Raw genomic sequence first — 23,560 nt, 5'->3', positions numbered from 1 at the left:
TCCCATGCGTATCGCCCAGCTCACCTACTCGACCAAGCCGCGCGGCGGCGTCGTGCACACCCTCGCACTGTCGGAGGCGCTCGCTCGCCGCGGGCACGACGTCGAGGTGTGGACCCTCGGGCGCGGCGGCGACCGTGCGTTCTTCCGCGCCGTCGACCCTCGCGTACGGGTCCGGGTCGTGCCGTTCGCCCCACGCGACGACGAGACGGTCGGCGACCGGATCGAGCGGTCCATCCGGGCCCTCGCCGCCGCCTTCGACTCCTCCGCGGACATCGTGCACGCGCAGGACTGCATCTCGACCAACGCCGTGCTCGACGCCGGCGCGGCGCCCATCCGGACCATTCATCACCTTGATGCCTTCACGACACCCCGCCTAGTCGCATGCCACGAGCGGGCCGTGCACCAGCCGGCCGCCCGCATCTGCGTCTCGCGTGCGGTGGCCGACGAGGTCGAGACAGCCTACGGATACCGGCCCGCTGTCATCCCGAACGGCGTCGACGCCGCCAGGTTCGGGCGGGCGGCGGGGCCCGACGGCTCGGCGGCGCGGGCGGTGTGGCGCGACCGGCTCGGCGACTACGTGCTGGCGCTCGGCGGCATCGAACCGCGCAAGGGTTCCCTGGACCTGCTGGAGGCATATGCGACCGCGCGTGAAGCGCACCCCGGATTGCGTTTGGTCTTCGGAGGAGGGGAGACGCTGTTCGACTATCGCGAGTACCGCGCCCGGTTCGATGCTCGCGCGCGGCGCCTCGGCATCAGCCCCACGATCCTGGGCACCGTGGAGGACGACCAGCTGCCCGGGCTGGTCGCCGCTGCCAAGGTCCTGGCCTTCGTCTCCACGAAGGAGGGATTCGGTCTCGCGGCGATGGAGGCTCTGTCGGCGGGCACGCCCGTCGTCGCACGCGACCTGCCCGTCATCCGAGAGGTGTTCGGTCCCACTGTTCGCTACGCCGCCGACCCGGCGGAAATAGCTGCGGAGATCGATGCGGCGCTCGTCGAGGAAGAGTCGACTCATGCGGTCCAGGGCATGGCGCTCGTCCGGCGGCACTCATGGGGCTCCGCGGCCCGCGCGCATGAGCGCTTCTACGACGGCTTCCTGGCGGAGAACGGACGAGGAGCATGACCAGGCTCACCTTCTCCCGCATCCTCCGCGAGCGTGCGATGGCGCACCCGCACCGGAGAATCGTGAGCGACGAGCGCGGTGCGCTCACGGCGCGTGAGCTGGACCGGGCCGCCACGAGCCTGGCTCACGCGCTCATCCGTCAGGGCGTGAGACCGGATGATTCGGTCGCCGTGTCCGTCCCCAACGGGATCGACTTCGTCATCGCCTGCGCTGGCATCTGGCGGGCCGGTGGCACGCCACAGCCCCTCGACTCGGCGCTCGCCTCCGTCGAACGCGCCGAGATCGAACGTCTCAGCGCGCCGGCCGCCGCGATCGGCGTCAAGCCCGAGACGGCAGGGATCCCCTGGCTGCCCACCGTGAGGGTCGAGCCCGACGCGCGTCCGCTCCCGGATCTGGCATCGTCCTGCTGGAAGTCAGTGGCGACGTCCGGATCCACCGGTCGCCCCAAGCTCGTGCGCGCGGCAGCGCCCGCGCTCCTCGACCCGCACGAGCCCGTCGCGCCGTTCCTGCCCCTCCGCGCAACCCAGATCGTCGCGGGGCCGATGTGGCACTCTGCCGTGTTCACGTACGCCTTCCGAGGCCTGCTGACCGGGCACGACCTGATCGTCATGAGCCGCTTCGACGCCCGCAGGTGGGTGGATCTCGTCGAGCGGCACCGCGCGACCTGGGGCCTGCTCGTTCCGACCATGATGTCCCGGCTCCTGCAGCTGCCGGAGGAGTTTCGTGAGGCCTCACGCCTCTCGACCCTCCGCGCCGTCCTGCATATGGGGGCGCCGTGCTCGATCGAGCTGAAGAGGTCCTTCCTCGACTGGCTCGGTCCGGCCCGCGTCGACGAGGTCTACGCCGGAAGCGAGTCGAACGGACTCACCCACATCAACGGCCTGGACTGGCTGGATCATCCGGGCAGTGTCGGTCGAGGCATCGGCGGGACCGTCGTGAGCATTCGCGACGAGCACGGTGAAGACCTCCCCACCGGTCACGCGGGCATGATCTGGATGCATCGCGGCGCCTCACCCGCGTACGAGTACATCGGCGCCGTCACGCGCCGCGACGAGAAGGGCTGGGACAGCCTCGCGGACATCGGCCACCTCGACCCGGACGGTTACCTCTATCTGCACGACCGCGCCGACGACCTCATCAACCGCGGTGGCGAGAAGATCGCTCCCGCCAGCGTCGAGGCGGTTCTCGAATCGCACCCTGCGGTGCTCGAGGCTGTCGCTTTCGGGGCCCCCGACGACGAACTCGGCCAGGTGGTGCACGCGACCGTCGTCCTCTCCGATCCGAACGTCACGGCGGATGCCGTCCACGCCTATGCCGCGCAGCGACTCCACGCACGCGCGCCGACGGTCATCCACACGGCTGACGGCCCGCTGCGCAACGAGGCCGGCAAGATCCGCAGGTCCGCCATGCTCACGCGCTCCGTGCGGAACGACCAGCCCCATCCCGCCGCAGAGACCGGCAGAACAGCGGGATGATCCCAGGGCGCGACCTCGTCGCCCAGGGCGTCTTGCTCAAGAGGTTCCGGCTCGTGATCGGCGAGTCACGATGACGTGCCGCGTCGGGAGGGAGTCCCGACGTACCCATCCATGGACTCCCCCCCCCCCCCCGAAGCGGAGGGGGAACATCTCAGAACCAGTCGGACTCGCGGACGGCCTTCATGGCCTTGGCGCGCTCCTCCTTGGTGAGGCGGTGGAGGTAGACGACGCCGTCGAGGTGGTCGGTCTCGTGCTGCAGCATCTGCGCCATGAGCCCCTCGCCCTCCAGGACGACGCGCTGCCCGTCGAGGTCGATGCCCTCGACCCGCGCGTACGGGTGGCGCGGGGTGTCGTGCCACAGGCCCGGCACCGACAGGCAGCCCTCGCCCGTCAGCTCGGGCTCGCCGCGCACCTCGACGATGCGCGGATTCAGGATGTAGCCGATCTTCTCGTCGACGTTGTAGCTGAACGCACGCAGGCCCACCCCGATCTGGGGGGCGGCGACGCCGGCGCGTCCGGGAAGCGCCACGGAGTCGAGCAGGTCCTGGACGAGCGCGCGGATGCCCTCGTCGATCGTCTCGATCTCGGCGGCGGGCGTGCGCAGCACCGGGTCGCCGTACAGGCGGATCTCGCGGGCGGTCACGCCGAGCGGCCCTCTCGCAGACCGTCGACGACGCGGGCGGCGAGGTCGCGGGCGGCCTCGCGCGTGGCGGGCTGCAGCTCGCGGTAGACGATGGCCGCACCGGTCGCGAGGGCGCGGTCGTACGGCAGGTGGACGACCGATCGCACGCGGCTGCCGAAGTGCGTCTCGAGCTCGCTCAGGCGCACCATGGGCGTTCCCTCCGACTGCTGGTTCAGCACGACGATCGCATTGCGCGCAAGCTCCTCGTAGCCGTTCGACTCGAGCCAGGTGATGGTCTCGGAGGCCAGGCGCACCTCGTCGAGGTTCAGGCCCGTCACGATGATCAGCTGGTCGGCGTGCGTCAGTGTGGCGCCCATCACCGAGTGGATGATCCCCGTGCCGGTGTCGGTGAGCACCAGCGAGTAGAAGTGCTCGGCGACGTCGGCGACGCGGCGGTAGTCGTCCTCGCCGAAGGCCTCGGCGATCCGCGGATCCGGGTCGGACGCCAGCACGTCGAGACGGGTCTCGTCGCGGGCGACGAAGCTCGAGATGTCGTTGAAGCCGCGGATCTCCCCCGCCTTGTGCACGAGGTCGCGCACGGTCTTGTCCGTGCGCTTGCCGATCCGGTCGGCGAGCGTGCCGCGGTCGGGGTTCGCGTCGATGGCGATCACGCGGTCCTCGCGGCCGTCCGCGAGCGCCATGCCGAGCAGCGTCGTGACCGTCGTCTTGCCGACGCCGCCCTTGCGGCTGAGCACCGGCACAAAACGCGTCTCGCCCGACAGGGGCGCCGCGACGCGGGCCTCGAGCGCCTTGCGAGCGCGCACCTTGCGGCTGTCGCCAAGGTTCAGCCGGCCGCCGGTGAGGCCGTAGACGAACTCGCTCCACGCGCCCTCGGGAACGGGCCGGGACGTCCGGTGCGGGTTCAGCACGCGGTCGGCCGTGAGCAGGTCGCTGGACTCGCGCTCCGCGTTCTTGCCGAGATCCTCTAGGCGTCGCGCGGTCATCGTCATCGCTCCTGTCGTCTGCTGCGTGCTCGTGGTCTCGAGGTCCGTGGAGGCGCCACGGGCCACCGCCGACTCCTCAGCCCAGATCCGGGCGTACGACTTCGCCTTGTCGACGGCGGACGGCGCGGGCGCGCCGCCCTCATCCGCCCCCTGCTCGGCCTCGGCCGGGTGCTCAGCGTCGACCTCGGCATCGATCTCGGTCTCCGCCTCGGGGCCGTCGCTCGCGGTGTCGAGCTCGTCCTCGACGGGGCCGCCATCGATCTCGTCCTGCTCGGACTCGTCCTCCTCGGGCGAATCCTGCGGCTCGGTGGCAGGAGCCGTCTTCGCGTGCTCGGCGGCGAGTTCGGCCGCAGCCATGCGCCAGCTGTCGACGGGCTTCGCCGGCTCGACGGGCTGCTCCTCGACCGTCTCGTCATCCGCGGCCTCGGGGGCGACCGTCGCCTCGGCGGCCGGGACGTCCTCGACGAACTCCGGCTCATCGGCGTCGTCCGAATCCTCCGACTCGGAGATCGGCTCGTCCTCCACGAGGGCATCCTCGGCGCGCAGCTCCTCGCGCTCGTCGCCCTCGTCGTCGCCGTACGGGTCGCCGTCCTCATCCGCGTCATCCGCGTCGTCCGCGTCATGCTGCGGCGCGTCCTGCTCGGGGATCACGACAACGTCGATGACCGCGTCATCTGCCACCGACTCGTCGTTGTCGGCGAGGTGCTCGCGCACGGCGTCCACGACGTCATCGACGATCTCGCCCGTGATGGCGGGGTCCTCCCCCGTCTCACGGGCCTCGGCGACGGCCTCGGCGACCTCGTCCACCTGCTCGGCGGGGAGCTCGATCACGATCTCCCCGCTGCGCAGGTCACCCGGCTCGAGCTCGTCGTCGACGACCTCGTCATCCGGCTCCTCGAGCACCTGCGGCAGCAGCACGCGCACCTGCGCGGTCTGCGGCCCCATGATGCCGATGGCCGTCGTGTCGAGCCCGGCGTCGGCGAGCACGCCGTGGTCGTCGGCCTCCGTCGGCTGGTCGTCAGGTTCGGTCGTGATCTTCTTCACCACTGCGGCTTCACTCCAACGGGGGTCGGGTTCCCCTCCGGGCGAGCCCCTCCCGCTCCGGTGCCCGGTCGCCCGGGCCCCCCAAGATTACTTGGCGGGGCTGACGACGACCAAAAGGTCACCCGCGTCGACCTGCTGGGTCGGCGCGATGGCGAGGCGCTCGACGACGCCGCCCTCCGCGGTGGTGATCGCCGCCTCCATCTTCATGGCCTCGATCGAGGCGACCGCCTGGCCGGCCTCGACGCGGTCGCCGACGGCGACCTTGAGGGTCACGACACCCGAGAACGGGGCCGCGACCTGGCCGGGCCGGGAGGTGTCGGCCTTCTCGGCCGCGAGCACCTCGACGTCGATGCTGCGATCGCGCGCCGAGACCGGGCGGAGCTGCCCGTTGAGCGTGGCCATGACCGACCGGATGCCCTTCTCGTCCGGCTCGCCGATCGCTTCGAGGCCGACATGCAGCTGCACACCGCGCTCGATCTCGACGACGTGCTCGCCGCCCTGCTCGAGGCCGTAGAGATAGTCGGCCGTGTTGAGCACGGACAGGTCGCCGTACGTCTCGCGCGCGCTCTCGAACGCCTTCGTCGGCTGCGGGAAGAGCAGGCGGTTGAGCGTCGAGCGGCGCGTCGCGGAGTCGCCGTCGAGGGCCGCCTGGTCGTCGGCCGCGAGCGGCGTCACGCCGATCTTCACGTCGCGACCGGCGAGCACCTTCGAGCGGAACGGCTCGGGCCATCCGCCCGGCAGGTCGCCGAGCTCTCCGGCCATGAAGCCGACGACCGAGTCGGGCACGTCGTACTTGTGCGGGTTCTCGGCGAAGTCGGCCGGGTCGGCCTTGACAGCGGCGAGGTGCAGCGCGAGGTCGCCGACCACCTTCGACGACGGCGTCACCTTGGGCACGCGGCCGAGGATGTCGTTCGCCGCGGCGTACATGTCCTCGATGAGCTCGAAGTCGTCGGCGAGGCCGAGCGCGATCGCCTGCTGGCGCAGGTTCGACAGCTGGCCGCCCGGGATCTCGTGCTTGTACACGCGGCCGGTGGGGCCGTCCAGACCCGACTCGAACGGGCGGTACTGCTGGCGCACCGCCTGCCAGTACGGCTCGAGGTCGGACACCGCCTGCAGGTCGATCCCCGTGTCGCGCTCGGTGTGGGCGAGCGCCGCGATCAGCGCGGACAGGGACGGCTGGCTCGTTGTGCCGGCCATCGGCGCCGAGGCCGCGTCAACCGCGTCGGCCCCGGCCGCACTGGCGGCGAGCAGCGTGGCGAGCTGGCCGCCAGGCGTGTCGTGCGTGTGCACGTGGACCGGCAGGTCGAAGCGCTCACGCAGGGCCGAGACGAGCTTGGCGGCCGCCGCGGGACGGAGCAGGCCCGCCATGTCCTTGATGGCCAGGATGTGCGCGCCCGCGTCGACGATCTGCTCGGCCAGACGCAGGTAGTAGTCGAGCGTGTAGAGGTCCTCGGCGGGGTTCAGCAGGTCGCCCGTGTAGCAGACGGCCACCTCGGCCACCGACGTGCCCGTGGCGAGCACGGCGTCGATCGCGGGGCGCATCTGGGACACGTCGTTCAGCGCATCGAAGATGCGGAAGATGTCGATGCCACTCGCCGCCGCCTCACGCACGAAGGCGTCGGTGACCTCGGTGGGGTACGGCGTGTAGCCCACCGTGTTGCGGCCGCGCAGCAGCATCTGGATGGCGACATTCGGCAGCGCCTCGCGCAGCTTGTCGAGCCGCTCCCACGGGTCCTCCGCCAGGAAGCGCAGCGCGACGTCGTACGTGGCGCCGCCCCAGGCCTCGACCGAGAACAGCTGCGGAGTGAGGCGTGCGACGTGCGGCGCGACGGCGACGAGGTCCCTCGTGCGCACGCGGGTCGCCAGCAGCGACTGGTGCGCGTCGCGGAACGTCGTCTCGGTGACGGCGAGGGCCGTCTGCTCGCGCAGGGCGCGGGCGAATCCCTCGGGGCCGAGCTCCTGCAGCCGCTGGCGCGAGCCCGCCGGGGCGGGCGTGCTCAGGTCGACGGCGGGCAGCTTCACCGCGGGAGCGAACGACATCGGGTTCTCGCCGTGCGGCTTGTTGACGGTGACGTCGACGAGCCAGTTCAGGATCTTCGATCCGCGGTCCTTGGACACGCGGCCCTGCAGAAGCTGGGGACGCTCGTCGATGAAGGATGTCGACAGGTCGCCGGCGACGAAGGCCGGGTCGTCGAGCACCGCCTGGAGGAACGGGATGTTGGTGGCCACGCCGCGGATGCGGAACTCGGCCAGCGCACGCCGGGCACGGGCGACGGCGGCGCCGAAGTCGCGGCCGCGCACGCTGAGCTTCGCGAGCATCGAGTCGAAGTGCGGGCTGATCTGCGATCCGGCGGCCGTCGTGCCGCCGTCGAGGCGGATGCCGGCGCCGCCGGGCGAGCGGTACGTCGTGATCTTGCCGGTGTCGGGACGGAAGCCCTGCGACGGGTCCTCCGTCGTGATCCGGCACTGCAGCGCGGCGCCGCGCAGCTGGATCTGGTCCTGCTGGAGGCCGAGGTCGGCCAGGGACTCGCCCGCGGCGATCCGCATCTGCGACTGCACGAGGTCGACATCCGTGACCTCCTCGGTCACCGTGTGCTCGACTTGGATGCGGGGGTTCATCTCGATGAAGACGACCTCGCCCGCACGCTCCCCCGCCGTCTCGAGCAGGAACTCGACAGTGCCGGCGTTCTCGTAGCCGATCGACTCGGCGAACGCGACGGCGTAGCGGTGGAGGTCGGCGCGGGTGGCATCGTCGAGGTTCGGCGCGGGCGCGATCTCGATCACCTTCTGGTGGCGCCGCTGCACCGAGCAGTCGCGCTCGAACAGGTGCACCGTCGCACCGGTCTTGTCGGCGAGGATCTGCACCTCGACGTGGCGCGGGCGCACGACGGCCTGCTCGAGGAACATCCGGGGGTCGCCGAAGGCGCTCTCCGCCTCGCGCATCGCCTCGGCGAGGGCCGGGGCGAGCTCCTCCTTGGTCTCGACACGGCGCATGCCGCGTCCGCCGCCGCCGGCGACGGCCTTCGCGAACACGGGGAAGCCGATCTCATCGGCCTGCGCGACGAGCGCATCGACGTCGTCCGAGGCCTCGGTCGAGCGCAGCACGGGGACGGCCGCCTTGATGGCGTGCTCCTTGGCGGTGACCTTGTTGCCGGCCATCTCGAGCACGGTGGAGGACGGGCCGATGAAGGTGATTCCCGCCGCCGCGGCCTTCGCCGCGAGCTCGGGGTTCTCGGAGAGGAAGCCGTATCCGGGGTAGATCGCGTCGGCGCCGCTCTCGACGGCCACGCGGACGATCTCGTCCACGTTCAGATACGCCCGGACGGGGTGTCCCTCTTCGCCGATGCGGTACGCCTCATCCGCCTTCAGGCGGTGGAGCGAGTTGCGGTCCTCGTACGGGTAGACGGCGACCGTTCGGGCGCCGAGCTCGTACGCCGCGCGGAAAGCGCGGATGGCGATCTCACCGCGGTTCGCGACAAGGATCTTCGAGAACATGCAGGTCCTTCCGTCGGGGCGCCGGCGCGTGGGGATACACCGGGCCTCGCTGCCGTCTGCCTCGGCGACGAAGGGCCGCCAGGGCGTGATGACTTCATCGACTGGGGGTCGGTGAGGTCGGATTGCTCCAAGGAGCTGCTCCCTGAAGTGGTTCTCAGCATAGGGCGTTGTAACGTTGGGGATTGTGCACGTACTCAGCGTCAGTTCCCTCAAGGGAGGCGTGGGCAAGACGACCGTAACCCTCGGTCTCGCGTCCGCCGCCTTCGCACGCTCGCTGCGCACGCTGGTGGTCGACCTCGATCCGCAGGCGGACGTCTCGACGGGTCTGGATGTGCAGATCGCCGGTCGTCTGAACGTTTCGGACGTGCTCACGAGCCCCAAGGAGAAGATCGTCCGCCAGGCGATCACCTCCAGCGGATGGACCCGCGTGCACGACGGCACGATCGACGTGATGCTGGGCAGCCCGTCCGCGATCAACTTCGACGGCCCGCACCCCACGGTCGCGGATGTCTGGAAGCTCGAGGAGGCGCTCGCCTCGATCGAGGCGGAGTACGACCTCGTGCTCATCGACTGCCCGCCGTCCCTGAACGCCCTCACGCGCACCGCGTGGGCGGCGAGCGACCGCGTCATGGTCGTCACCGAGCCCGGCCTGTTCTCGGTCGCCGCGGCCGACCGCGCGCTGCGCGCGATCGAGGAGATCCGCCGCGGCCTCTCCCCCCGCCTGCAGCCGCTCGGCATCGTCGTGAACCGCGTCCGCCCGCAGTCGGTGGAGCACCAGTTCCGCATCAAGGAGCTGCGCGACATGTTCGGCCCGCTCGTCCTCGAGCCTCAGCTGCCGGAGCGCACGTCGCTGCAGCAGGCGCAGGGCGCCGCGAAGCCCCTTCACGTGTGGCCCGGCGAGTCGGCTCAGGAGCTCGCAGCCGATTTCGACGCCCTGCTCGACCGCATCATGCGCGCCGGGCGGATCGCGGATCCCGCCGAGGAGACCGCGGAGTAGGTCCCGCCGCTCGGGCGCCCCTCGCGTCTGGTCCGCGACACCGCGCGTGTGTCGCGATACCGCGTGGGCCGGTGCGGTCTCGCGAGCCAGATGCGGTCTCGCGCGCCCGGCGCGAAGCGGGATCTACGCCGTGCGCTTGGCGCGACGCTGGGCGAGCTCGTCGACGGCGTCGGGGGCGGTGGCCTCGAAGTCGACGAGGGTCGCCTCGACCTCGTGCAGGACCTTGCCGACGGCGATGCCGAAGACGCCCTGGCCACGGCTGACGAGGTCGATGACCTCGTCGTTCGACGTGCAGAGGTAGACCGAGGCGCCATCGCTCATGAGGGTGGTGCCGGCGAGGTCGCGGATGCCCGCGGCACGCAGCTGCTCGACCGCGGTGCGGATCTGCTGAAGCGAGATGCCGGTGTCGAGGAGCCGCTTGACGAGCTTGAGCACGAGGATGTCGCGGAAGCCGTAGAGGCGCTGCGATCCGGAGCCGGTGGCGTTGCGCACCGTGGGCTCGACGAGCTCGGTGCGGGCCCAGTAGTCGAGCTGACGGTAGGTGATGCCTGCGGCCCGCGCGGCGACGGCGCCGCGATAGCCCATCTCGGGGTCGAGGTCGGGAAGGCCGTCCGTGAAGAGGAGCTCGGTCATGCCACGACCGGTGTGATCGTCAGCGTCCATAGTCGTCCTCCTCGGGGTGCGGTGACTCTTCAACCGTATGGGAGCCACCCCTCACGGGCAACGACATCCGCGCGACGCCGGCGGCGTGTCGCGCAAGCGTTATCGGCCGTTATCAACAGTACCGCGGCGGGCCGCGGAAACGGTGGCCGTCAGCCGCGCAGCCGGCTCAGCAGGTCGTCGACGAGACCGGCGGGATCCGCGTCGTCGCCGCTCTTGGTGAGGTGGCCGCCGAGCTCGAGCTCGACCGCGCCGTGGGCGAGGGCACGCAGCAGGTTGGCGATGCGGGCGGGCTCTCCCGGGGGCAGCGCACCCGCCCGGATCGCGCGCTCGACGGCGCCGATCAGCGCCCCCCACGCGGACGCGGCCGCGTCCGCGAGCTCGCCCGGTGCGCTGCGCCACGGGCCGTAGACGAGCCGGAAGCGCTGGGGTCGGCGCAGCGACAGCTCGACAACGGCGCGCATCGCCGCCGCGATGTCGTCGCCGTGCTCGCCCAGCAGCGACGCCGTCTCGCGCAACTCGGCGGCGGCGATCTCGGCGAGCAGGTGCTCCTTGTCGGCGAAGTGCTTGTACGGCGCGTTGTGCGAGACCTCGGCGCGCCGGCCGACCTCGCGCATCGTCACCGCCGCCGGCCCACCCTCGTCGAGCAGCTCGATGGCGGCGGCCAGCAGTGCCTGTCTCGTCCCGGTCACCCGCTCATCCTACGCGAGTGGTTGACAGTGTCACCCTGGCGACCTACGCTCGCCCCGAAGGTGACAACGTCAACCTGGAGGAAGCAATGTCCCGCAGGCCCCCGTCCTCTCGCCGCCGCCGACGCTGGCTGGTCCCCACGCTGCTCGCCGTGACGCTGCTCGCCGGCGCGCTCGTCGCCCGCGAGCTGACGCCGCCGCAGCCGCCGGCCTACGACGGCAATGCCCCGGAGCCGGCGGCCCACGGCTACGTGCAGGCCCGTCATTCGGTGCTGATCGCTGCTCCCCCGGATGCCGTGTGGGCCTGGGCGAACGATCCCGGGCTGGATCTTGCCGACGTGGTCGACTTCGACGGCGGCTTCCCCGCCGTGACCGCCACCCAGCCCCTGATCGGCGACTGGGTGCCGGGGCGCCGCGAGGGCGACCGGCGGCGCGTCGGGTTCGCAGACGGCCATTACCTCGCCGAGCAGGTGCTCGTCGACACGCCGGAGACCTTCCGCTACATGATCTGGGGCTTCACGAGCCCGCAGCGGTTCGTCGTACGGCACGGCGTGGCCGAGTTCAGCTACGAGGCCGAGGGAGACGGCACCCGCCTGACCTGGACGTACTCGCTGCTGCCGACCCTGCCGATCCTGCGCCCGGCCGTGCAGGGCTTCGTCGACGGGACGATGTCGCCGATGATGCGGGCGACGCTCGCCGGCATGCGCGACGGCGCGGAGGCTACGGCAGCAGCCGGCTGAGCGCGTCCTTGACGAGGATGGAGCGCACCTCGTCGAGCCTCGCCGCGAGCTCGGGGGCGAGCTCGCTCGCCTTCGCGCGCGATCCCGCGTCAGTGCGGCGCAGCAGAGCGGACATCGCCGACTCCACGAGCGCCACCTCGCGCTCGGCGCTCTGGCGCATTCCCCGCACGTGGCGGGGCTCGATGCCATGGCGGGACAGCGCCACGAGCGCGCGCAGCAGAGCGAGCGCGTGGTCGTCGTACGAATCGGCGGCCTTCATGAGGCCCGTGCTCACCGCGTCGTTCAGCAGCTGCGGCGCGGCGCCCGCCGCGCTCAGCAGCTCCTGGCGCGTGTGCCGGCGCACCGCCGGGTGGATCGAGGGCGGCGGCACCTGGGGCGTCGCCGGCGCGCGACCGGCCTCGACGTCGTCGAGGTAGTCGCGGATCTTGACCAGCGGCAGGTAGTGATCGCGCTGCAGCGTGAGCGCCAGGCGCAGACGGTCGAGGTCGGCGGGCGAGAACTTGCGGTAGCCCGACGCCGTGCGCTGCGGCGTGACGATCCCCTGCACCTCGAGGAAGCGCAGCTTGCTCGAGGTGAGCGCGGGGAACTCGGGGGTGAGCTTCGCGAGCACCTGACCGATGCTCAGCAGCCCCGCGGGCGCCTTCCGTGCGGAAGCGTGGTCGCGGGCGGCGGCAGCCGCCATCAGGCGCCCAGCCCCGATCCGCTCTGGCCCGATCCGTTCTGGGGTGCCGCAGCCTGGCGGTCTGCCGGCGAGATGAAGAAGTTGAGGCGGAACTTGCCGATGCGCACCTCGGCGCCGTTGCTCAGCTCCGCGCGGTCGACGCGCTCGCCGTTCACGTAGGTGCCGTTCAGCGAGCGCTGATCGACGATCTCGAACGACGTCCGACGCCGCGTGATCTCGGCGTGACGACGGGAGACCGTGACGTCATCCAGGAAGATGTCGGCCTCGGGGTGACGACCGGCCGTGGTGACGTCGGTGTCGAGGAGGTACCGGGCGCCGGCTGTGGGGCCGGAGCGCACAAGCAGCAGGGCCGATCCGGAGGGCAGCGCCGCGATGGCGTCGCGCTCGGTCGCCGTCAGCTCGCCCGCGAACGGGACGAAGGACAGGTCGGAGTCGTGCCCGAACGTCTGCGTCGAGTCGCCCGCACCGTCGTGGCCGAATCGCGTGGTCTCGGCACCGCGGTGAATCGGCGAGCCTGCGCCGTTCTCGTTCTGTGACACGTCTTCCCTCCTTTCGGACCAGCCTAACCGATCCCTTTCCGCTGATCACAAGTCGGTCACGACGCCTGGGCGGAATCGGGGCCGGGGATCAGGATGCCCGGGTACCGTGGCGGCATGCGCGCCGCTCATCCGTCTTCCCTGCACCGTCTTCTGACTATCGGCAGCGCCGCGCTGTTGGTAATGCTCGGCGTGTTCGCGACGACGGCACCGGCCTCGGCACACGATCGGTTGCTGACGTCCGATCCCTCAGACGGATCGACCGTCCAGAGCATGCCGGACGAGATCACACTGACCTTCGACGCCGCGGTCCAGTCCATCACGGAGAACGACACATACATCAATGTGCTCGCCCCGAGCGGCGAGAACCTTTCCACCGGGGCTGAATCGATCGACGGCGCCATTATTCGACAGCAGCTATCCCCCGCGACCGAGGCCGGTGCGTACACGGTCGAATGGCGCGCCGTTTCGAGCGATTCGCACCCGATTTCGGGAACCTACACGTTCACCGTCGAGTCGGCCTCCGCCGAGAGCGGCGCCGGGGCCGTGGCTCCGGAGAACGACGAGACGGCGACTCCCCCGCCGGCGAAGGGCGACGTGACTCCCACGCCGGTCAAGGAGACCCCGGCCGCATCGTCGACCCCGCCCGCCGCCGATGACGAGGGCGATGGCGACGGCGATGACCGCTCGTTCGGCGAGGTGCTGCCGTGGATCCTGCTCGGTGTCACGGGCATCGCGATCGTGGGCGCGCTGATCGCGATCCTCGCCTCGCGCGGCCGCGGCGACGATGACGACGAGAACCCCGGGACGGACCCCACCGCGCAGGGCTGAGGCCCTCGTCCGCGGCACTAGGCTGGAGGACATGGCTCACTACGACGTCGTCATCCTCGGCGCGGGTCCCGGCGGTTACGTCGCGGCCGTGCGCAGCGCGCAGCTCGGACTCAATGTCGCGATCATCGAAGAGAAGTACTGGGGCGGCGTCTGCCTCAACGTCGGGTGCATCCCGTCGAAGGCGCTGCTGAAGAACGCGGAGATCGCTCACACCTTCACCCACAAGGCCGACCTGTTCGGCATCTCGGGTGACGTGCACTTCGACTTCGGCGCGGCGTTCGACCGCAGCCGCAAGGTCGCGGACACGCACGTCAAGGGCATCCACTTCCTGATGAAGAAGAACAAGGTCACCGAGTACGAGGGCCGCGGCACCTTCACCGGCCCGAAGGCGATCTCGGTCGCCAAGGCCGACGGCTCCACCGAGGAGGTCACGTTCGACAACGCGATCATCGCCACCGGCTCGAAGGTGCGCCTGCTGCCGGGCGTGCAGCTGAGCGACAACGTCGTGACCTACGAGGAGCAGATCCTCTCCCGCGAGCTTCCCGAGTCGATCGTCATCGTCGGCGCCGGCGCGATCGGCATGGAGTTCGCGTACGTGCTGTCGAACTACGGCGTGAAGGTCACGATCATCGAGTTCCTCGACCGCGCCCTGCCGAACGAGGACGCCGAGGTCTCCAAGGAGATCCAGAAGCAGTACAAGAAGTACGGCATCGACATCCTGACCTCGACCGCGGTCAAGACCGTCGAGGACAGCGGATCGTCCGTGCGCGTCACGTACGAGACGCGCGACGGCCAGCCCGGTGAGATCACCGCGGGCAAGGTGCTCATGTCGGTCGGCTTCGCGCCGAACATCGAGGGCTTCGGGCTCGAGAACACCGGCGTCAAGCTCACCGAGCGCGGTGCCATCGAGATCGACGACTACATGCGCACCAACGTCGAGGGCATCTACGCGATCGGCGACGTCACCGCCAAGCTGCAGCTCGCCCACGTGGCCGAAGCGCAGGCCGTCGTCGCCGCCGAGACCATCGGCAAGGCCGAGACGATGCCGCTTGGCGACTACCGGATGATGCCGCGCGCGACGTTCTGCTCGCCGCAGGTCGCCAGCTTCGGCCTCACCGAGGAGCAGGCGCGCGCCGAGGGTCGCGAGATCAAGGTCGCGAAGTTCCCGTTCAGCGCGAACGGCAAGGCGAACGGCCTCGGCGAGCCGGTCGGCTTCGTCAAGCTCATCGCCGACGCCGAGCACCTCGAGCTCATCGGCGCCCACCTCATCGGCCCGGACGTGTCCGAGCTGCTCCCCGAGCTCACGCTCGCGCAGAAGTGGGACCTCACCGCGGTCGAGGCCGCGCGCAACGTGCACACGCACCCGACCCTCTCGGAGACGCTGCAGGAGGGCTTCCACGGACTGCAGGGACACTTCATCAACATGTGACCCCGCTCTTCACGACGACGGCCCCCGGATCGCTCCGGGGGCCGTCGTCGTCTGCGGGTCAGCCGGCGGCGATGAGTCGCTGCGCGACGACGAGGTCGGGATCCGCCTCGCGCAGGTGCGCGAGCAGATCATCCGCCGCGGCCAGGAGCTGCTCGTCGGTCATCGGGTCGAGCGCATCGAGGATGAACAGCGCGCTCGCCGTCTCGTCGGTCAGCCGCGTGCGCCGACCCTGACGCCAGTTCCACATGCGGCAGGTGACGCCGGCCTCGTCGCCCCAGATGACCTCGCCGGGCAGCGGATGCTCGACGACGTCCTCCCCGCCCGCGACGGTGTCGAACGGCTCGGCGCCGGTCGCCCTCGTGAGGCGCGGCGAGCCCTGATAGGCGGAGAGGTCCTCGCCGCCCAGCGGAAGCCGGTGCAGCACGCACACGGCGTTGTACACGTCGGTCAGGCGGTTCACCCGCGGCAGTCCGTCTCCCGCGGCGCGGCGCAGCAGCGCCTCGAGGCTGTTGCGCGTGCGCTGCGGCTTGGCCCCGAACGCACGGTATGCCTCACGCCAGGCGGCCACGTGCGGCTCCTCCTCGACGGGCGCATCGGCGACGGCGGCGCGTGCCGACTCCTCGGCGCGCGCGAGCAGCGCCTCGGATGCGGCATCGCCGGCGGCGGGGCGGATCCCGTCCACCGCGATCAGCAGCGCGCGGTAGTCGGGGCGCAGCGCGAACACCTCGGGCGCGACGAACGCGCCCGAGAGGATGCCCTGAAGGTCGATCCCCGTCACGTCAGCGGCCCAGGGCACGGGCGAGCTTCGACGCCGAGGTCGCCGAGCGCGCACCGGCCGCGAACGCGGCGTCCGTCACGGCCGCGAAGAACGCGTCGCGTGCCTCCGGGTCGGCGGGGGCGGCCGGTCCGAGCTCGACCTCCCATTCGTGCCACGCGCGGTTCTCCCCGGTGCGCAGGTCGATCGTGCGCACGGAGTCGTCGACGAACTCGGCGAGCACTCCCCCGTCCGCGTCGAGCAGCGCGTAGGCGGTGCGGTCGTTCAGGATCCGCGCGAGCGGATGCAGCGCCGTCGGCGTGTATTCGGCGATCTCCGTGGCGACCGCGGCGGGGACGTCGTCCCCGTCCGTGAGCGGCCAGTGAAGCTCGGTGCGACCGCCGTCCACGAGCGGGCCCTTGACGTGCCAGCCCTCGTCGGGGCCGCCCGTGCGACGCCGGAGCGCCACGCCGGCGCGCGCGAGCGCGAGGTCGTCGGTGTCGAGGTACAGCGCATCGAGGTGGCGGGGCTCGCCCTCCGTCACCGACACGACACCCGGCACCGCGCTCCAGTCGGGCACGGGCGTCCCGGCGTCCACATCGAACTTGCGCTCGATCTCGACCGAGCGCGACGGCCCGTCCGACGCGTGGAGATCCGCCGTCACTCGCCCGGCCGCACGTCGTCGTCGCCGGGCGTGACCTCCTGCGGCTCCGCGGCGAAGCGGAACTCGACCTCGGTCGGCCCGTCGTCCGAACCGGTGTTCGCCGCCGCGCCGGCGCGCTCGTAGACGAGCTGTCCCTCCGAGTAGGGCAGGATCAGCTGCTCGAGGTCGGGGGTCTCCAGGGGCAGGACCTGTCCATCGAGGGGTCCGCCGTTCAGTCGTGCGATAGCCATGTGCCTCACCCTAGCCCTCAGGCGTCGTGGCTCTCGCGGACTTGACGGAGGTCGTTCGTGCGCTCTGCGTCCTCGGCGTCACGCGCCTCGTTCAGCTCGGCGACCGCGGCCTGCACGGCGTGCTCCGCCCGGCGGACGCGCCGCTGCGCGAACGTCTCGGCCGCGAAGCGGGCATGCACCCGGTCGTGCTGCTCCTCGGCGCCGACGATGATGTACGCCGCCGCGATGAGGATGACCTGCGCCGACAGGTTCACCCACAGCAGCAGGGCGATGAGCGACGCGAAGGAGGCGAGCAGCGGGTTGCTTCCCGCGCCGCTCACGAACAGGCTCGACAGCTGCTGCAGCGCGACGAGGCCGATCGCGCCGATGATCGCGCCGGCCCACACCGCGCGCGGGGGTGCCTTCACACCCGAGAGCATCCAGAACATGACGGCGATCATGATGGCGTCGAGGGCGAGGGTGACGAGGATGGTGATCGACCGCGTGAGGACGACGGAGATGCCCGTCTCGCCCGCGCCGATCCAATCGAGCACGGTGCCGACGAACGCCGAGCCGAGGAACGATGTGATGGCCGCCGCGAGCAGCAGCGCGCCCAGGATGACCGCGAACAGCAGGTCGCGCAGGATGACGACGATGGGCGAACCGCTCGCGTGGGTTGTGCCTGCCATCATCCGGATCGCCGTGCGCAGGGCGCCGACGGCTCCGATCGCGGCCACGAGCAGACCGAGCAGCGAGATGATCCCGGCGAGGGTGAAGCTCGCGGGCTGCCTCAGCGCGTCGGCGTCGATCAGCCCGCCCTCGCCGACGAGGCCGGGGATGACGTTGTCGACCGAGTCGAGCAGCGCCTGCCACAGCTCGGGCTGCCCCACCAACCAGATGGCGGCGACGGAGAAGCCGAGCAGCACGCCCGCGAAGATCGAGAACAGGGCGCGGTAGGTCACGGCACCGGCGAGCAGGGCGCCCTGCTGCTCCGAGTACAGCAGGAATGCCCGTACCGGCTTGCGGGCGAGCGCCCACGCGATGAGGACCTTCAGCTTCGCCATGAGACCCGCCATGCGCTTCAGGCTAACGGGGACGGCGCGTGCCGCGCAGAGGTTGACACCACAGCCCGGTCACGCCAGCAGCCCCGCCCACGCGCCGACGATCATCCACGGGCCGAAGGCGATGTGCGTGTCCCGGCTCGCGCGCCCGGTCGCCAGCATCACGGTCGCGTGGATGCCGCCGAGCACAAACGCGGCGGCGGCACCGGCGGCGAGGTCCGTCCAGCCGTGCAGGCCGAGCAGCTGCCCCAGCAGCGCCGCGAGCTTCACGTCTCCACCGCCGAGCCCCGAGGGGAACAGCCCGCGCAGGGCGAAGTAGAAGGCGAACAGCCCCAGCCCACCGGCCGCGGCGCGCCCCAGCGGTTCGGCATCTCCCGCGGTGACCGCCGCGAGGGCGAGCAGCGCGGCGAGTCCCAGCGAGGCGGGCAGCACGATCGCGTCGGGAAGCCGGTGATCGCGGATGTCGATCCGGATCAGGATGAGCGACACCGCGAACACGCCGGCGTGCGCGACCGCCAGCACCGCGTCGGATCCGCTCATCGCCGCTCCCCTCCTGCACGAGGCTAGGGAACCGGCGATCGCGGCGCGCAGCCCCTGTGGATAACCGCGCGCCGGGAGGTCAGAGGTCGATGATGTCGACGTTCACTGTGACCACGTCACCCTCCGAGAGCGACTCCGCATCGCGGACGGCCCGCTTGAGTGGGAGCGAGTAGCCGTCGCGCCCCGGGAAGATCGATGTGCGCCAGGTCGTGCCGCCGATCCGCGCTTCCACCCGCAGCGAGCCGAACCCGCGCGGCGGCGCCGGAAGCTCGCGGATATCGGCCGAGAGCTCCTCGGGGACGTGCACGAAGAACCAGGACTCGGTGCGGGCGTCCCACCGGACGACCTCCGACTCGAACGCGATCCGCACACCCATGTCGCCAGGGTAGCGACCGCCTCCGACGTCACTCCCCCATGCGGTTGCGGGTGCGCATCGCGCGCTCGGCCTCGCGCTTGTCCTGACGCTCGCGCAGCGTCTGGCGCTTGTCGAACTCGCGCTTGCCCTTCGCGACGCCGAGCTCGACCTTCGCGCGCCCGTCGAGGAAGTAGAGCCGCAGCGGCACGAGCGTGTACCCGCCGGCCGAGACCGCGTGGCTGAGCTTGACGATCTCCTCCTTGTGCAGGAGGAGCTTGCGGACGCGCTTTGACGAGTGGTTCGTCCACGTGCCCTGCGAGTACTCGGGGATGTGCACCGAGTCGAGCCAGGCCTCTCCCCCGTCGATGAAGGCGTAGCCGTCGCTGAGGTTCGCACGCCCCTGGCGCAGCGACTTCACCTCGGTGCCGGTGAGCACGAGACCGGCCTCGTACGTCTTCTCGATCGTGTACTCGTGGCGGGCGCGACGGTTCGTCGCGACAATCTTCTCGCCCTGCTCCTTCGGCATGTGCTCACCTCCTTCATCTGGCAGACAGCCCTCCATCCTATCCACAGGATGCCGGGCACCGCCCCTCCTGCGCGGCCCACTGTGCAACCGGGACTGTGTGACGCGGTGTTTCCGCGGCTTTGCCCGCGCGCCGGGTCAGCCGCTTCCATACATGCATGAGCAGGCAGATCCGATTCAACGCATTCGACATGAACTGCGTCGCCCACCAGTCGTCGGGGCTCTGGCGTCACCCGAAGGACCGTTCGCGGCAGTACAACACGCTCGAGTACTGGACGGAGCTCGCCAAGCTGCTCGAGAGCGGCACGTTCGACGGCATCTTCATCGCCGACGTGCTCGGCACGTACGACGTCTACGGCGGCACGAACGAGGCCGCGATCCGCAACGGCGCGCAGGTGCCGGTGAACGACCCGATCCTGCTGGTCAGCGCGATGGCGCTCGTGACCGAGCACCTCGGCTTCGGCATCACCGCCGGCACCGCGTTCGAGCACCCCTACCCCTTCGCGCGCCGCCTGACGACGCTCGACCACCTCACCAAGGGCCGCGTCGGCTGGAACGTCGTCACCGGCTACCTGCCGAGCGCCGCGCGCAACATGGGCCAGCAGGACCAGATGCAGCACGACGACCGCTACGACCACGCCGACGAATACGTCGAGGTGCTCTACAAGCTGTGGGAGGGCTCATGGGAGGACGACGCGGTCATCGAGGACCGCGAGAGCGGTGTCTTCACCGACCCCGCGAAGGTGCACGAGATCGGGCACGAGGGCCGCTACTTCACGGTGCCGGGCATCCACATCTCCGAGCCGTCGCCGCAGCGCACGCCCGTCATCTACCAGGCCGGCGCCTCGCCCCGCGGTGTGCGCTTCGCCGCCGAGAACGCGGAGGCGATCTTCGTCGCAGCACCGTCCAAGGAGGTGCTCGCCGGCACGGTCAAGCGCATCCGCGACGCCCTCCAGGCCGCCGGCCGCGACCGGTACGACGCCAAGATCTACACGCTGCTGACGGTGATCACCGCCGCGACGCACGAGGAGGCGGTCGCCAAGCACGCCGAGTACCTCGAGTACGCGAGCCCCGAGGGCGCGCTGACGTTCATGTCGGGCTGGATGGGCGTCGACCTCTCGCAGTACCGCGAGGACGAGCCCGTCGGCAACGTGGAGTCCAACGCGATCCAGTCGGTGCTTCAGCACCTGCAGGACGAGGCCGACCTGGGCCGCGAGTGGACCGTCGGCGACCTCGGCCGTCACAACGCGATCGGCGGCCTCGGGCCGACGATCGTCGGCTCGGGCGTGGAGATCGCCGACGAGCTGCAGTCGTGGGTCGAGGAGACCGACATCGACGGGTTCAACCTCGCGTACGCCGTCACCCCCGCCACGTGGGAGGACGTCATCGAGCACGTCATCCCCGTGCTGCGCGAGCGGGGCGTCTACCCCGAGGGCTACACGGAGGGCACGCTGCGGCAGAAGCTCCACGGTGCCGGCGACCGCGTGAAGGACACCCACCGCGCCGCGCGCTACCGGATCGGCGCCTCTCTGCCCGCCTGACGAGACCGGCAGCTGTGGGCGCCGCGCACGCGTGGAATGCTTGCAGCATGAGGGACACTTCGGCGACGGCGGTCTTCGACGCCCTCGTGGCGGACATCACGCAGCACTACGGCCGCGGACGGATCCTGGTCGCGATCGAGGGACCGTCCGCGGAGGCGACCGCGCGCTTCGCGGACGACCTCGCCGGCGCGATCCGGGCGCAGGGCCGATCGGCGAACCGGGCGAGCGCGCACGGCGACGCCTACCGGCCGGACGAGGACGACACCGCCCTGCGCGCGACGCTGGCGGAGTTCCGCAAGGAGGACGGCGACGGCTACCTGCTCGTCGACGGCCGGTTCCTGCTGAGCCCCCGCCTGCGCGGAGCCTGGCACTTCCGCGTCTGGCTGGAGGGCGATGTGCCGCTCTCCCCCGAGTCGTACGCGGAACAGGTCAAGTACGTGCGCGACGAGGCGCCGCGCGGCCAGGCCGACGCGATCTACGACGTCACGACCCCTGACGGGCCGAAGCGGATCTGGTCGGACAGCTGCTGAGCGGCTACGCCCGCAGCCAGCGCCGGATCGCGAAGCCCGCCGACAGGGCAGCGAGCACCACGCCGACGAGCACGATCACGGGGACCACGAGCAGCGCCTCCCCCAGACCGACCCACGGGATCGTGCCCATGCGCTCGGTCAGGTAGCCCTCGACGCCGAACTTCACGCCGAGCAGCACCGCACCGCTGGCGAGCAGCGATCCGATCAGTGCCGCGACCACACCCTCCAGCACGAACGGCGTCTGGATGAAGCGGTTCGAGGCACCGACGAGGCGCATGATCCCGACCTCACGGCGTCGGGCGTAGGCCGAGAGCCGGATGGTCGTGGAGATCAGCAGCACCGCCGAGATCAGCATGAGTCCTGCGACGCCGACCGCCATGTAGGTCGCGATCGTCAGGGCCGAGAACAGCGGATCGAGGTACTGCAGCTGGTCGGTGATCTGCTCCACGCCCTCCACGCCGCTGAACGCCTCGACGATCACGTCGGACCGGGTGGGATCGAGCAGGTTGACGTGGAACACGGCGCTCGTCTGCTCCTCCGTGAACACCGTGGCGTTCTCCGGGAAGTTCTCGACCAGCGACTCGTACGCCTCGGCGGGCGTCTGATACGAGAATTCCCGGATCAGGGGGGAGAGCGTCGGCCCCTGCAGTTCGCCCTGCACCGCCGCGATCTGCTCCTCCGTGGCGACGCCGCCGGTGCAGGTCTCGGTGTTCGAGATCGACGAGCACATGTAGACGTCGACCTGCGCGCGGTCCTGGAAGTAGTCGCGCATCGTGGCGATCTGCGCCTGCATCAGGATCGCGGCGCCCACGAACGTGAGCGACACGAAGGTGACGAGGATCACCGACACGACCATCGACGCGTTGCGCCGCAGTCCCGTCAGCACCTCGGACAGGATCAGTCCCAGCCTCATGACGTCGGACCCACCTCGTCGTCGTTCGCCCGGAGCCCCAGACGATCCGCCATGCCGAGCTCCTCGATGTCGACGTGCTCCGTGCGCGGCGCGGGCTTCTCGTCCGCGGCCGGCTCGTCGGCGGGCTCATCCGCGAACGGGCCCTCCGGCTCGGCGGGCTCATCCTGCGGGAAGGGATCGGGCTCCGCGGGGGCCGGCTCATCCGCCATCAGGTCGGCGAACGTCGCCTCCTTCGCGGCCTCGACGGCCTCGGCCGGCGGCTGGGCGTCGGGGGTCTGCGCGGGAAGCGGGTCGATCGCCCCGGTGGGGTTGCTCGTGACCTCGCGCTGCAGCTCCAACACCGCGGTGAGCGCGGCGACCGCGGCCGCCCCACGCTCGACCTGGGGTTCGAGCGTCTTGATCCCCGACCGGTCGCCGTAGCCGCCGTGCCGCTCGTCGCGCATCAGCTTGCCGTCCTTCAGCTCGATCACGCGGCGCTGCATCTGGTCGACGAACGTCGCCTCGTGCGTCGCGCAGAGGATGGTCGTGCCCGAGGCATTGATCCGTTCGAGCAGCATCATGATGTCGACCGACGTCGCGGGGTCGAGGTTTCCGGTCGGCTCGTCGGCGAGCAGCACCTGGGGACGGTTCACGAGAGCGCGGGCGATGGCGACACGCTGCTGCTCGCCACCGGAGAGCTCGTGCGGAAGGCGCTTCGCCTTGTCGGCGAGACCCACGAGCTCGAGGGCCTCGGGCACCGCCTGCTTGATGAAGGCGCGGGAGGAGCCGATCACCTGCAGCGTGAACGCCACGTTCTGGAACACCGTCTTGGACGGCAGCAGCCGGAAGTCCTGGAAGACGGAGCCGATGTGGCGCCGGAAGTACGGCGTGCGGCGGTTGGAGAGGGTCTTGGTGTCGCGGCCGAGCACGACAACGCGGCCGTCGCTGGGCGTGTCCTCGCGCAGGATGAGGCGCAGGCAGGACGACTTGCCCGAACCGGATGCGCCGACGAGGAAGACGAACTCCCCGCGCTGGACCTCGAAGTCGACATCATCGAGGGCCGGTCGGGCGGTCCCTCGGTATCGCTTGGTGACGTGTTCGAACCGGATCATGGCACCAGCGAGCCTAAGCGGCGGTGCCCGGCATCCCCCGAGCGACACCCCACCG

Annotated in this window: 24 protein-coding genes; 8 read left to right on the top strand and 16 right to left on the bottom strand. The window is 70.8% G+C overall.

Features of this window, described 5'->3' with window-relative positions; all coding sequences use genetic code 11:
- Positions 1-4: 4 nt before the first annotated feature.
- Together IR155_RS02530 and IR155_RS02525 are read left to right on the top strand one after the other, a co-directional pair.
- Positions 5-1,120, top strand: coding sequence for an MSMEG_0565 family glycosyltransferase (locus tag IR155_RS02530; protein WP_135112838.1), 1,116 nt, complete (start codon positions 5-7; stop codon positions 1,118-1,120).
- Positions 1,117-2,595 carry an AMP-binding protein gene (locus IR155_RS02525; protein ID WP_135112836.1) on the top strand — a complete coding sequence of 493 codons (1,479 nt, stop codon included), beginning with the start codon at positions 1,117-1,119 and terminating at the stop codon, positions 2,593-2,595. Before IR155_RS02530 ends, IR155_RS02525 begins: the two co-directional genes overlap by 4 nt.
- Positions 2,596-2,746: 151 nt before the next feature.
- On the opposite strand, the gene def is transcribed toward IR155_RS02525, so the two are convergent.
- The 3 genes from def to IR155_RS02510 all read right to left on the bottom strand — a co-directional run bounded on the left by def (position 2,747) and on the right by IR155_RS02510 (position 8,760).
- Positions 2,747-3,238 carry a peptide deformylase gene (gene def / locus IR155_RS02520; RefSeq protein WP_135112834.1) on the bottom strand — a complete coding sequence of 164 codons (492 nt, stop codon included), beginning with the start codon at positions 3,236-3,238 and terminating at the stop codon, positions 2,747-2,749.
- Positions 3,235-5,265 (bottom strand): nucleotide-binding protein, encoded by a 2,031-nt coding sequence (locus IR155_RS02515; RefSeq protein ID WP_233441071.1) that lies wholly within the window; start codon positions 5,263-5,265, stop codon positions 3,235-3,237. Before IR155_RS02515 ends, def begins: the two co-directional genes overlap by 4 nt.
- An 87-nt stretch (positions 5,266-5,352) precedes the next feature.
- A complete protein-coding gene (locus tag IR155_RS02510; protein ID WP_135112832.1) occupies positions 5,353-8,760 on the bottom strand; it encodes a pyruvate carboxylase in 3,408 nt (1,135 codons plus the stop codon).
- A gap of 184 nt (positions 8,761-8,944) precedes the next feature.
- Here IR155_RS02510 and IR155_RS02505 point away from each other — a divergent pair, with 184 nt between their 5' ends.
- Complete coding sequence (locus IR155_RS02505; protein WP_135112831.1) at positions 8,945-9,757, top strand: ParA family protein; 813 nt, start codon at positions 8,945-8,947, stop codon at positions 9,755-9,757.
- A gap of 123 nt (positions 9,758-9,880) precedes the next feature.
- On the opposite strand, the gene IR155_RS02500 is transcribed toward IR155_RS02505, so the two are convergent.
- Together IR155_RS02500 and IR155_RS02495 are read right to left on the bottom strand one after the other, a co-directional pair.
- Complete coding sequence (locus IR155_RS02500) at positions 9,881-10,420, bottom strand: MerR family transcriptional regulator (RefSeq protein ID WP_135112829.1); 540 nt, start codon at positions 10,418-10,420, stop codon at positions 9,881-9,883.
- 149 nt (positions 10,421-10,569) lie between these two features.
- Positions 10,570-11,109 (bottom strand): TetR/AcrR family transcriptional regulator, encoded by a 540-nt coding sequence (locus IR155_RS02495; protein WP_209306722.1) that lies wholly within the window; start codon positions 11,107-11,109, stop codon positions 10,570-10,572.
- Positions 11,110-11,195: 86 nt separating this feature from the next.
- Between IR155_RS02495 and IR155_RS02490 the strand changes: the two genes are divergently transcribed.
- Entirely contained in the window at positions 11,196-11,846 is a 651-nt protein-coding gene (locus IR155_RS02490; protein WP_135112827.1) for an SRPBCC family protein, read from the top strand.
- Here IR155_RS02490 and ftsR read toward each other — a convergent pair.
- Positions 11,827-12,528 (bottom strand): transcriptional regulator FtsR, encoded by a 702-nt coding sequence (ftsR, locus tag IR155_RS02485; protein ID WP_135112825.1) that lies wholly within the window; start codon positions 12,526-12,528, stop codon positions 11,827-11,829. The two genes, IR155_RS02490 and ftsR, sit on opposite strands and share 20 nt — an antisense overlap.
- Positions 12,528-13,067, bottom strand: a complete 540-nt coding sequence (locus tag IR155_RS02480; RefSeq protein ID WP_409366533.1) for an FHA domain-containing protein — start codon at positions 13,065-13,067, stop codon at positions 12,528-12,530. The genes ftsR and IR155_RS02480 overlap by 1 nt, the downstream gene beginning before the upstream one ends.
- 93 nt (positions 13,068-13,160) lie before the next feature.
- Between IR155_RS02480 and IR155_RS02475 the strand changes: the two genes are divergently transcribed.
- Positions 13,161-13,895, top strand: a complete 735-nt coding sequence (locus IR155_RS02475) for a copper resistance CopC family protein (protein WP_135112823.1) — start codon at positions 13,161-13,163, stop codon at positions 13,893-13,895.
- A gap of 31 nt (positions 13,896-13,926) precedes the next feature.
- A complete protein-coding gene (lpdA, locus tag IR155_RS02470) occupies positions 13,927-15,324 on the top strand; it encodes a dihydrolipoyl dehydrogenase (RefSeq protein WP_135112822.1) in 1,398 nt (465 codons plus the stop codon).
- Between the two features lie 58 nt (positions 15,325-15,382).
- On the opposite strand, the gene IR155_RS02465 is transcribed toward lpdA, so the two are convergent.
- The 7 genes from IR155_RS02465 to smpB all read right to left on the bottom strand — a co-directional run bounded on the left by IR155_RS02465 (position 15,383) and on the right by smpB (position 19,433).
- Positions 15,383-16,120, bottom strand: coding sequence for a B3/B4 domain-containing protein (locus IR155_RS02465; protein ID WP_409366531.1), 738 nt, complete (start codon positions 16,118-16,120; stop codon positions 15,383-15,385).
- Positions 16,104-16,742 (bottom strand): CYTH domain-containing protein, encoded by a 639-nt coding sequence (locus IR155_RS02460; protein WP_135112820.1) that lies wholly within the window; start codon positions 16,740-16,742, stop codon positions 16,104-16,106. The genes IR155_RS02465 and IR155_RS02460 overlap by 17 nt, the downstream gene beginning before the upstream one ends.
- Positions 16,739-16,972, bottom strand: a complete 234-nt coding sequence (locus IR155_RS02455) for a response regulator (protein WP_135112818.1) — start codon at positions 16,970-16,972, stop codon at positions 16,739-16,741. Before IR155_RS02455 ends, IR155_RS02460 begins: the two co-directional genes overlap by 4 nt.
- A gap of 17 nt (positions 16,973-16,989) precedes the next feature.
- Complete coding sequence (locus IR155_RS02450) at positions 16,990-18,027, bottom strand: YihY/virulence factor BrkB family protein (RefSeq protein ID WP_228066545.1); 1,038 nt, start codon at positions 18,025-18,027, stop codon at positions 16,990-16,992.
- 57 nt (positions 18,028-18,084) lie between these two features.
- Complete coding sequence (locus tag IR155_RS02445) at positions 18,085-18,552, bottom strand: prepilin peptidase (RefSeq protein ID WP_135112816.1); 468 nt, start codon at positions 18,550-18,552, stop codon at positions 18,085-18,087.
- Positions 18,553-18,631: 79 nt separating this feature from the next.
- Complete coding sequence (locus tag IR155_RS02440) at positions 18,632-18,928, bottom strand: DUF1905 domain-containing protein (RefSeq protein WP_167760688.1); 297 nt, start codon at positions 18,926-18,928, stop codon at positions 18,632-18,634.
- A gap of 28 nt (positions 18,929-18,956) precedes the next feature.
- The gene (smpB, locus tag IR155_RS02435; RefSeq protein WP_135112814.1) at positions 18,957-19,433 is read right to left on the bottom strand and encodes an SsrA-binding protein SmpB; all 477 of its coding nucleotides are present in this window, start codon (positions 19,431-19,433) and stop codon (positions 18,957-18,959) included.
- Positions 19,434-19,588: 155 nt separating this feature from the next.
- Between smpB and IR155_RS02430 the strand changes: the two genes are divergently transcribed.
- Together IR155_RS02430 and IR155_RS02425 are read left to right on the top strand one after the other, a co-directional pair.
- Positions 19,589-20,971, top strand: coding sequence for an LLM class flavin-dependent oxidoreductase (locus tag IR155_RS02430; protein WP_135112812.1), 1,383 nt, complete (start codon positions 19,589-19,591; stop codon positions 20,969-20,971).
- A gap of 47 nt (positions 20,972-21,018) precedes the next feature.
- The gene (locus IR155_RS02425; RefSeq protein ID WP_135112810.1) at positions 21,019-21,501 is read left to right on the top strand and encodes a nucleoside/nucleotide kinase family protein; all 483 of its coding nucleotides are present in this window, start codon (positions 21,019-21,021) and stop codon (positions 21,499-21,501) included.
- 4 nt (positions 21,502-21,505) lie between these two features.
- Here IR155_RS02425 and ftsX read toward each other — a convergent pair whose 3' ends face one another.
- Together ftsX and ftsE are read right to left on the bottom strand one after the other, a co-directional pair.
- The gene (gene ftsX / locus IR155_RS02420) at positions 21,506-22,414 is read right to left on the bottom strand and encodes a permease-like cell division protein FtsX (protein WP_135112808.1); all 909 of its coding nucleotides are present in this window, start codon (positions 22,412-22,414) and stop codon (positions 21,506-21,508) included.
- Positions 22,411-23,505 (bottom strand): cell division ATP-binding protein FtsE, encoded by a 1,095-nt coding sequence (gene ftsE, locus IR155_RS02415; RefSeq protein ID WP_135112806.1) that lies wholly within the window; start codon positions 23,503-23,505, stop codon positions 22,411-22,413. Before ftsE ends, ftsX begins: the two co-directional genes overlap by 4 nt.
- Positions 23,506-23,560 lie beyond the last annotated feature (55 nt).

The organism is Microbacterium paludicola (genome assembly GCF_015235415.1).
GTDB lineage: Bacteria > Actinomycetota > Actinomycetes > Actinomycetales > Microbacteriaceae > Microbacterium > Microbacterium paludicola.
Note: the sequence above shows the minus strand (reverse complement) of the source record. Positions and strands in the feature narration are given on the sequence as shown.